Consider the following 10,045-nt stretch of genomic DNA (forward strand, 5'->3'; position numbering starts at 1 on the left):
TCTCTGGACTACGTGGCACCCCGAGCACACCCCGCATTAACGGCGTAGGGTGTGCAGAAACCAGGGGGTCATTACAGACGTATATCATATTTTCATTAAATTTTAGCCTTAGTTTATACAAGGGCTAAATTTATTACTGATGTAATTATCCCAGTGATTTACGCAGCCGTAACAGAGCCACGCTGAAGAAGAGCGTGCCGATGGCGGCAAGCGTTAAGAGTTGTGGCCAGACAGTGGGTAATCCCGCGCCACGAAACAAAATACTTTGCCCCAGCATCACGAAATGAGTGGTCGGTGCGGCGAGCATGATGTCCTGAATGAACGCCGGCATGCTTTCCCGGGGCGTGGTGCCCCCGGAGAGCATCTGCAACGGGATCAGGGTGAGGATGATCAACAGCCCAAGCTGCGGCATGGAGCGCGCCACGGTGCCGAAGAAGATGCCCATCGAGGTGGTGGCGAACAGGTGCAACATGGCGCCGAAGAGAAACAGGGTGACCGAGCCGGCGATGGGGACCTGCAAGCCGATTTCCACGACCATGCGCAGGGCGAAGGCGGAGGCGATCAGGACCACCAGGCCCATGGACCAGACCTTGGCCGTCATGATCTCGAAGGGAGTCACCGGCATGACCAGCAGGTGCTCGATGGTGCCATGCTCGCGCTCGCGGATCAGCGCAGCACCGGTGAGAATGATCGACAGCATGGTGATCTGGTTGATGACTTCGTTCACCGCGCCGAACCAGGCCGGGTCCAGATTCGGGTTGTAGACCATGCGGACCACTGCCTGAACGGTGGAGGCGGCATCGGGATCGTGGCCCGCCAGGAAGGTGGCGACTTCGTCGTTGATGATTTCCTGAATGTAGCCGGCCCCGGTAAATGCCTGGCTGATCTGGGTCGCATCGACGTTGAGCTGAATCGTCACCGTGTCGCCGTCGAGCAGGTCGTGCTGGAAACCGGGCGGAATGTCCAGCGTGAAGGTGTAGCGTCCCTTGTCCATGCCCTCGTCCATGTCGGCATGTCCGGTGAGCACCGGCGGCAGGAAATAGGGCGCCTGAAAGCCGTCGATCAGGCGCTGGGAGGCTGGCGAGCGATCCTCGTCGACGATGGCGATCGTGGCCCGGTGGAGAGCCTCCGGCATCGCGGTGGCGCTCGAATAGATGCTCACGCTGAAGGCGTAGACGATCAGCAGCAGCATGGCGGGGTCGCGCAGGAGCGTGCGCAGTTCCTTGACGCCGAGCTGAAAGATGTTGGAGAGCGTGCGCATCATGTTTCCTGTTTCCTGAGGCCGGCGATGCTCAGCAGGCTCAACACCGGAATGGTCGCCAGCAGGGCCAGAAAGTAGGGGTAGAGTTCGGCCAGGCCGAGAGCCTTGGAGAAGATGCCTCGGCTGATGACCAGAAAATGACTGGTGGGATAGAGCTGGCCGATCACCGCCGAAGCGCCTTCCAGTGATGAAACGGGATGCAGCATGCCCGAGAACTGGATCGCCGGTACCAGCGTGCCGATGGCGGTACCGAAGATGGCCGCGATCTGGCTGTTGAACAACGCCGAGATCAAGAAGCCCAGTCCGGTGGCGCACATCACGTAGAGCAAGGCACCCAGGGCCAGGGTGAGCGGATTGCCCTTGATCGGCACGTCGAATATCAGGATCGACAACAGCACCAGCAGCAGGAAGTTGATCATGCCCAGGGCCACGTAGGGCAGCTGCTTGCCGATCAGGAACTCCAGGCGGGTTACCGGGGTGACATAGAAGTTGGTGATCGACCCGAGCTCTTTCTCGCGTACCACGCCCAGAGCGGTGAGCATGGCGGGAATCATCATCAGCAGCAGCGGAATGACCGCCGGCACCATCGCCGGCAGGCTCTGCACATCCGGGTTGTAGCGATAGCGAAGGGCGATATTGACTCGGCTGCTACGGGGCGTGCTGCTGTCACGTGCCAGTTCCCGCAGATAGTCCCCATGGATGCCTTGGACATAGCCGCGTATCGTGCTGGCGCGATTGGGCATCGCACCATCGATCCAATAGGCCACCTGAGGCGAGTCGCCACGCTTGAGATCGCGTCCGAAATCGGGCGGAATTTCCACCGCCAGACTGATATCGCCGTTGCGCAGGCGTTCGTCGAGCTCGCCGTAGCTCTGCAGTGGCGGCTTTTCGCTGAAGTAGCGTGAGCCTGACAGGTTGAGGATGTAATGCTGACTGGTGGTGGTCTGGTCGCGGTCGAGCACCGCGAAGGAGAGGTCTTCCACGTCCATGCTGATGCCATAACCGACGATGAACATGAGCAGCAAGGTGCCGGCCAGGGCCAGGGTGGCGCGCACCGGATCGCGGCGCAGTTCCATGCTCTCGCGTCGGGCGTAGCTGAACAATCGTCGCCAACTGAAGCGTGGGGGCGGAACAGCGGCAGCCGCCGTGACAATGGAAGGCAACGTTGGCGGAGCCTCATCGGCTGGGTCTTGAGGCGCTTGGCTGGCCTTGCGCAGATAGGCGATGAAGACCTCTTCCAGCGTATCGCCGCCATGGTCCTCCATCAGCCCCCGCGGCGTATCGCTGGCGAGGACCCGGCCGGCATGCATCAGCGAGATGCGATCGCAGCGCAGCGCCTCGTTCATGAAGTGGGTCGAGATGAAGATGGTGACGCCATCCTCGCGGGACATCGTCACCAACTGGGCCCAGAAATTGTCGCGGGCGATCGGATCGACGCCGGAGGTCGGCTCGTCGAGGATCAGGATTTCCGGACGGTGCAGTACCGCGACCGCCAGAGACAGGCGTTGGCGGACGCCCAGTGGCAGCTGCCCGGGCAGTTCATCGATGACGCCCTCCAGGTCGAAGCGGCTCAGCAGTTCCTGGCGGCGCAGGCGATAATCGTCCTCGGGCAGGTGAAACAGCCGGGCATGCAGGTCAAGGTTCTGGCCCACGCTCAGCTCGCTGTACAGCGAGAATGCCTGCGACATGTACCCGACCCGGCGCCGGGTCTCGATATCCTGCGGGTCGACCGGCTGGCCGAACAGCCGGGCTTCGCCTTCCTCGAACGGCAGCAGACCGGTGAGCATCTTCATGGTGGTCGATTTACCGCACCCATTGGAGCCGAGAAAACCGAAGATCTCGCCCTTCTCGATACGAAAATCGACATGGTCCACGGCGGTGAAATCGCCGAACCGCTTGGTCAGGCCGTGGGCCTCGATGGCGATCTGGTCGTTGGCAGGGCGTGGCGGAATGGCAAGCTGCCGATGCCCGCGGCGTCTCTCCTCGGGCAACAGCTGGATGAACGCCTCTTCCAGCGTCGCGCACCGGGTCCGTTCGAGCAGGGCCTGGGGCGTGCCGGTATCGAGTACTTGCCCATCGTTCATCGCCACCAGCCAATCGAAGCGCTGGGCTTCGTCCATGTAGGCGGTGGCCACCAGTACGCTCATGCGGGGGCGCTGCTGACGAATGCGGGCGATCAATCCCCAGAACTGGCTGCGCGAGAGCGGGTCGACCCCGGTCGTCGGTTCGTCGAGGATCAGCAGATCGGGATCGTGGATCAGTGCGCAACACAAGCCCAGCTTCTGCTTCATGCCCCCGGAAAGCTTGCCGGCGGGGCGCTCGGTGAAATCGGCCAGGCCGGTGCTGCGGGTCAGGTCCATGATGCGACGTTCGCGCTCGTTGTGGTCCTGACCGAACAGACGAGCGAAGAATTCGAGATTCTCGCGCACGGTCAGGGTCGCATAGAGATTCTTGCCGAGCCCCTGCGGCATATAGGCGATGCGCGGTCCCGCGAGGCGGCGATGCTCGCTGTCGGCGATGTCGCCGCCGAGCACCTCGATATGCCCCTGCTGGAGACGCCGGGCACCGGCAATCAGCGCCAGCAGGCTCGACTTGCCGACCCCGTCGGGACCGATCAGCCCGACCATCTGCCGGGCCGGGATGTCGAGGGTCACGTCGGCCAGGGCCACGGTCCTGGCGTACTTGAGACCGACCTCGTGCAGCCTCGCTACGGTGTCCGCGCTCATGACGACACGTTCACCTGGAGGGAATCGGGCCATTCGGCCTGGGGGTCGAGCTTGAGATAGGCCATGCCGGGCAGGCCGGTCTTGACCTGCTCGAGATGTTCCTTCAGCAGTTGCGGGTCGATACGTGCCCGGATGCGGAACATGAGTTTTTCCCGCTCACTGGCCGTTTCCACCGTCTTGGGAGTGAACTGGGCGGCGCTGGCGACGAAGCTGACCCGGGCGGGGATCACGTACTCCGGGGCGGCATCCAGCACCAGGCGGACGTCGTCGCCCAGCGCCACGCGGCCGGCCTGCGAGGTGGGCAGAAAGAATGTCATGTAGACGTCGGTCAGGTCGATCAGGTTGAGCACGTTGCCGCCGGGCGCCAGGACTTCTCCGGGTTCCGCCACGCGGTACTGCACCCGGGCCAGGCGGTCGGCACGCAGTTGGCTGTCATCCAGGTCCGCCTGGACCTTCGCCACGCCGGCTTCGGCGGCGTCGATGGCGGACTGCGCCTCGACGACCTGGGAACGTGACGCGACGATGGCGGCCTGAGCCGCCGCGACCTGGGCCCGGGCCGCTGCCAGCGCGGCTTCCGCGCTTTGCATGACCGCCAGATCATCGTCGGCCTGCTGGCGGGAGATGGAATGACGCTGCACCAGCGCCTGGGAGCGTTCATGGCGCTTGCGTGCCGCCGTCAGTTCCGCCTGGCGTTGATGCACGACGGCTTCCGCGGCGGACTTGGTGCTTTCGCTCTGAGCCACCTGAGCGTGGGCGGTCTGCAAGGCGTTGCGCATGCGCTGCAGTTCGGCCTGGGCCTGGCGCAGTTGTGCGTCGAGCGTGCGGGTATCCATGCGGGCCAGAAGCTGGCCGGGAGTCACGAAATCGCCCTCATCGACCAGAATCTCCGCCACGCGGCCGCTCAGTTTGGTGGCGATGTCGATCTCGGTCGCTTCCATGCGTCCGTTACCGCTGGCGATGGCGTCGCCCAGGCCACTGGGGCGCAATTCACTCCAGGCGACCAGGGCGATGGCGACCAACAGGATAACGAAGAGCAGGGCTTGGATGAGTCGCTTGCGAGGTGGTCGATTCATGATGTTGACAGGCTCCGGTCGCCATGGGGCAGGGGCTGTGAAAGCGAGGTGATGGCATAGGGAATCATACATCCATGCAAGCATGTTTCTACTGGTCAAAGCTTTTATCGGTTAGCCTGGCGTCCTACAGCTTGCCGAGTCGCCGCTCAGCGATACTCGACTCCCGATGTCGACAGGCTGATGCGCGTTCCGGCCGTGCCCTGGACAATGGCCTCGATATCCGCCAGGGAACCGATGACGGCGTCCTTGCCGGTGCGACGGGCGAAGTCGCAGGCAGCCTGGATCTTGGGGCCCATCGAGCCTGCCGCGAAGGGCAGCTTTTCCAGCACATCCGGATGCGCGCGTGCGATGGCCCGCTGGGTGGGTTGGCCCCAATCGATATAGGCAGCATCGACATCGGTAGCGATGACCAGCAGATCACTGTCGAGCTCCTGGGCCAGGAGTGCCGAGCATAAATCCTTGTCGATGACGGCTTCGATACCGTGCAGCATGCGCCCCTCATCGTAGAGGGTGGGGATGCCGCCGCCGCCGGCGCAGATGACGACGCTGCCTTTTTCAAGCAACCACTTGATGGGACGGAGCTCGAAGATGCGTTTGGGCCGCGGGCTCGCAACCACGCGGCGAAAAGCATCGCCATCGGGAGCGATGTCCCAGCCCTTTTCCTTGGCCAGGCGCCGGGCCTCCTCCAGCGAGTATACCGGTCCGATGGGCTTGCTCGGGTGGCGGAAGGCCGGATCGGAGGCGTCCACCTCGACCTGGGTGAGAATGGTGGCGAACGGGACCTCGACAGGCAGCAGGTTACCCAACTCCTGCTCGATCATGTAACCGATCATGCCTTCCGTCTGGGCACCGAGTACATCCAGCGGGTAGGAGGGGACATCGCTGTAGGCTGCACTCTGCAGCGCCAACAGACCGACCTGGGGGCCATTGCCGTGAGCAATCACCACCTCGTTGCCGGGAATGATCCTGGCAAGCTGGGCACAGGCGATGCGTACATTCTCGCGCTGGTTGTCCGCCGTCAACGGCTCACCACGGCGAAGCAGGGCATTGCCGCCCAGGGCAGTGACGATGCGCATCGAGTCTATCTCCGTGTCGCGACGATCAGATATCACCAAGGGTGGCGACCAGCACCGCCTTGATCGTGTGCATGCGGTTCTCGGCCTGTTCGAAGGCAATGCACGCCGGAGACTCGAAGACCTCCTCGGTGACTTCGATGCCGTTCGCCAGTTGGGGGTACTGTGCCGCGATCTGCTTGCCGATCTTGGTGTCGGCGTTGTGCAGGGCCGGCAAACAGTGCATGAACTTCACCCGAGGATTGCCGCTGGCGTCCAGTAGGGCCTTGTTCACCTGGTAGGCTTCCAGGAGCCGGATTCGCTCGCTCCAGGTCTCCAGGGGTTCACCCATGGAGACCCAGACGTCGGTATGAATGAAGTCGACGTCCTGGACCGCTTCGGCAGGCGTTTCGGTCAGTGTCATCCGGCCACCCGATTCCTCGGAGAGTTGGCGGCATGCGCTGATATGCTCGGCGCTTGGCCACAGCGCCTTGGGCGCCCCGATACGCACGTCCATGCCCAGCTTGGCGCCGATCAACAGCAGCGAGTTGCCCATGTTGTTACGCGCGTCACCCAGATAGGCGTAGCGGATCTCATGCAACGGCTTGTCGCTGTGTTCACGCATGGTCAGTACGTCGGCGAGCATCTGGGTCGGATGGTATTCATCGGTCAGTCCATTGAATACCGGGACGCCGGCATATCTGGCCAGCTCCTCGACGATGGCCTGACTGAAGCCCCGGTATTCGATGGCATCGTACATGCGCCCCAGGACCCGGGCCGTGTCTTTGATCGTCTCCTTGTGGCCGATCTGGGAAGAGGTGGGGTCGATGTAGGTCACATTGGCCCCTTGCTGGTAAGCGGCCACTTCGAAGGCGCAGCGTGTGCGGGTGGATGACTTCTCGAAGATCAGCGCGATATTCTTGCCTTTCAGGTGCTGCTGTTCGCTGCCTGTGTACCGGGCACGCTTGAGATCCCGGGAAAGATCCAGCAGGTAGCGCAGCTCACGGGGGCTGTGATGCATCAGGCTAAGCAGGCTGCGGTTATGAATATTGAAGGCCATACAGATTCTCCGGAGAAAGATAGGGCGAAGTTGGGCTTGATGTTAGTAGCCCACGGGGTCTCGAATGATCGGGCAGGTCATGCAATGGCCGCCCCCACGGCCCCGGCCCAGCTCACTGGCATCGATCGTGATGACCTCGACCCCGGCCTTGCGCAGCAGCGTATTGGTGTAGGTATTGCGGTCATAACCGATGACCACGCCGGGTTCCAGGGCCACGACATTATTGCCGTCATCCCACTGTTCACGTTCGGCTTCGTAACTGTCGCCCCCCGTCTGGACCGTGCGCAGCTTCTTCAGGCCCAAGGCGGTAGCCACGACCTCGAGGAAGCCTTGCTCTTCGCGACGCACATCAATACCGCCCGGCTTGCTTTCGTCGGGGCGCAGGCTGAACGCAACGATAGACTGCACGGCTTCCGGGTAGATCGTTACCAAGTCATGGTCGCAGAAGCTGAACACGGTATCGAGATGCATTGACGCTCGAGATTTGGGTAGACCTGCAATGATGACTCGCTCGGCTGCCCCCTGGTTGAACAGGGATTGCGCAAGCTGACCAATCGCTTGACGTGAAGTCCGCTCGCCCATGCCGATCAGCACGATGCCCTTGCCAAGTGGCATGACGTCGCCGCCCTCCAGCGTTGCCATGCCATGGTCGCTATCGGGATCGCCGTACCAGACCTTGAAACCGGCGTTGGCGAATTCGGGGTGGAACTTGTAGATCGCAGTGACCAGCAAGGTTTCCTGACGGCGTGCCATCCAGTGCATGGGATTCAGCGTCACGCCGCCATAAATCCAACAAGTAGTATCCCGGGTGAACAGCGTGTTGGGTAGCGGGGGAAGAATGAAGCTCGAGTGGCCCAGGTAATCGCGGAACATCTTGACGATCTCGCTGCCATGATCGCCCGGAAGGTCGTCCCCCGAAACCCCGCCGATGAGAAATTCGGCGAGTCGGCGTGGCTCCTGTTCTTCCAGCCAGGCGCGGACTTCCTGCTGCAGACCCAGACCTACCAGGTTGGCTGTGGCTTTTCGATCGAGAATCCATTTGCGGGCCTCGGGATTCTTTAGCGTTTCTGCCAGCAGGTTATGCATTTCAAGAACTTCGACGCCGCGTTCGCGCATCTTGGTCACGAAGTCAAAATGGTCGCGCTTGGCCTGGTTGACCCAAAGAACGTCGTCGAAGAGCAGGTCGTCGCAATTGCTGGGGGTGAGCCGCTGATGGGCCAGCCCCGGCGAGCAGACCAGCACCTTGCGCAGTTTACCGATTTCCGAATGAACGCCGAGTTGCAGGGAAGCAGGCATGGTTTCTCCTTGGGAGGCTACTGGCCTGCCGGTTCTTCAACCGGCAGGGCTTCGAGTTCAGAGCGACAGGTAACCGGTGTAAAGACCATAGGCGGCCAGGGCGGCACCGACCAGGACGGCAGCGAAGATCAGCTTTTCGACAGGACGAAAGACCGGTCGGTTCTGCTCGCGCTTGGCCTGGGCAAAGAACAGCGCCCCAGGGGCATAGAGCAACGCCGAAAGCAGGATGTACTGGATACCTCCCGCATAAATCAGCCAGGCACTGTAGATGACAGCGATCAGTGCAATGAGCAGGTCCTTGCGGCGTTGATGCCGCTGCGACTCATAGGTTTCGCCTCTCCAGCTCACCAGCAAGGCATACGCCGCTGACCAGAAGTAGGGCACCAGGATCATCGAGGTGGCCAGATAGAAAAGGCTTAGATAGGTGGATTCGCTAAATAGCGTAACGATCAGGAATAACTGGATCAGGCCGTTTGAAACCCACAGGGCATTGCTGGGGACCTGCTTGCGGTTCTCCTTTTTCAGGAAGTTCGGCATGGTGTGGTCGCGTGCGCCGGCGAAAAGTATCTCCGCGCACAGTAGCGTCCAGGCCAGCAGGCCGCCGGCCAACGATACCACCAGCCCAACACTGATCAGGATGGAGCCCCAACGACCCACAACCTGCTCCAGCACACCGGCCATGGAGGGGTTTTGCAGAGCCGCCAGTTCGGGCTGCTGCATGACGCCCATGGACAGGACGTTGACCAGCACCAGTAAAAGCAGCACACCCAGGAAGCCGGTTACCGTGGCCTTGCCGACGTCGCTGCGCTTCTCGGCCCGGGCCGAATAGATGCTGGCACCTTCGATACCGATGAATACCCAGACAGTCACCAGCATCATGTTCCTGACCTGATCCATCACGCTGCCAAGGTCGAGATTCCCCCTTCCCCAGAAGTCGGTCAGGAAAATATCGGCATCGAATGCAAATAGCGTAATGATGATGAACAGGACCAACGGCACGATTTTCGCGACGGTCGTGACGAGGTTGATGAAGGCGGCTTCCTTGATTCCGTTCAGTATCAGGAAATGGATCCCCCACAGCAGCAGCGAGGCACACGCGATGGCAGCAGGCGTGTTGCCTTCGCCAAAGATGGGAAAGAAATATCCCAGAGTACTGAACAGAAGAACGAAATAACTGACGTTGCCTAGCCAGGCACTGATCCAGTAGCCCCAGGCGGAAGAGAACCCCATGTAGTCGCCGAAGCCAGCCTTGGCATAGGCATAGATACCCGAGTCCAGGTCAGGCTTGCGGTTGGCCAGTGTCTGGAAGACGAAGGCCAGGGTCAGCATGCCGATCGCGGTGATCACCCAGCCAATCAGTATCGCACCTGCGCTGGCACTCGCGGCCATGTTTTGTGGCAGGGAGAAGATTCCTCCACCGATCATCGAGCCGACCACAAGCGCGATGAGGGCCCCAAGCTTCAGTTTCTGTGTGGCTTGCGTCATTTTAGATTCCTTCAGGACCTGAATTCAACCAATAAGCGCAGCACCTGCGGTATCCAGGGCGCCGGAGTATTCCCCCAGAAACACCTGTGCCG

General features: G+C 61.5%; 7 protein-coding genes. All 7 read right to left on the reverse strand.

Going from position 1 to position 10,045, the window contains the following annotated elements:
* Nucleotides 1-145 precede the first annotated feature (145 nt).
* Nucleotides 146-1,264: an ABC transporter permease gene (locus LUN51_RS17250; protein ID WP_431355594.1), complete on the reverse strand. Its 1,119-nt coding sequence runs from the start codon at nt 1,262-1,264 to the stop codon at nt 146-148.
* Nucleotides 1,261-3,987 carry a ribosome-associated ATPase/putative transporter RbbA gene (gene rbbA, locus LUN51_RS17255; protein ID WP_277812222.1) on the reverse strand — a complete coding sequence of 909 codons (2,727 nt, stop codon included), beginning with the start codon at nt 3,985-3,987 and terminating at the stop codon, nt 1,261-1,263. Before rbbA ends, LUN51_RS17250 begins: the two co-directional genes overlap by 4 nt.
* Nucleotides 3,984-5,060, reverse strand: a complete 1,077-nt coding sequence (locus LUN51_RS17260) for an HlyD family secretion protein (protein ID WP_277812223.1) — start codon at nt 5,058-5,060, stop codon at nt 3,984-3,986. Before LUN51_RS17260 ends, rbbA begins: the two co-directional genes overlap by 4 nt.
* 146 nt (nt 5,061-5,206) lie before the next feature.
* Nucleotides 5,207-6,136, reverse strand: coding sequence for a carbamate kinase (arcC, locus tag LUN51_RS17265; protein WP_277812224.1), 930 nt, complete (start codon nt 6,134-6,136; stop codon nt 5,207-5,209).
* A 25-nt stretch (nt 6,137-6,161) separates the two neighbouring features.
* On the reverse strand, nt 6,162-7,172 hold the full coding sequence (locus tag LUN51_RS17270; RefSeq protein ID WP_277812225.1) for an ornithine carbamoyltransferase: 1,011 nt from the start codon (nt 7,170-7,172) through the stop codon (nt 6,162-6,164).
* Between the two features lie 42 nt (nt 7,173-7,214).
* A complete protein-coding gene (gene arcA, locus LUN51_RS17275) occupies nt 7,215-8,468 on the reverse strand; it encodes an arginine deiminase (RefSeq protein WP_277812226.1) in 1,254 nt (417 codons plus the stop codon).
* A gap of 57 nt (nt 8,469-8,525) precedes the next feature.
* The gene (gene arcD, locus LUN51_RS17280; protein ID WP_277812227.1) at nt 8,526-9,953 is read right to left on the reverse strand and encodes an arginine-ornithine antiporter; all 1,428 of its coding nucleotides are present in this window, start codon (nt 9,951-9,953) and stop codon (nt 8,526-8,528) included.
* Nucleotides 9,954-10,045 lie beyond the last annotated feature (92 nt).

This window comes from Chromohalobacter canadensis (genome assembly GCF_029544075.1).
GTDB lineage: Bacteria > Pseudomonadota > Gammaproteobacteria > Pseudomonadales > Halomonadaceae > Chromohalobacter > Chromohalobacter canadensis_A.

Coding starts and splice junctions, on each gene's coding strand:
- arcA (WP_277812226.1), bottom strand. CDS start 8,468: ATGCCTGCTTCCCTGCAACTCGGCGTTCATTCGGAAATCGGTAAACTG.
- arcC (WP_277812224.1), bottom strand. CDS start 6,136: ATGCGCATCGTCACTGCCCTGGGCGGCAATGCCCTGCTTCGCCGTGGT.
- LUN51_RS17250 (WP_431355594.1), bottom strand. CDS start 1,264: ATGATGCGCACGCTCTCCAACATCTTTCAGCTCGGCGTCAAGGAACTG.
- LUN51_RS17270 (WP_277812225.1), bottom strand. CDS start 7,172: ATGGCCTTCAATATTCATAACCGCAGCCTGCTTAGCCTGATGCATCAC.
- arcD (WP_277812227.1), bottom strand. CDS start 9,953: ATGACGCAAGCCACACAGAAACTGAAGCTTGGGGCCCTCATCGCGCTT.
- LUN51_RS17260 (WP_277812223.1), bottom strand. CDS start 5,060: ATGAATCGACCACCTCGCAAGCGACTCATCCAAGCCCTGCTCTTCGTT.
- rbbA (WP_277812222.1), bottom strand. CDS start 3,987: ATGAGCGCGGACACCGTAGCGAGGCTGCACGAGGTCGGTCTCAAGTAC.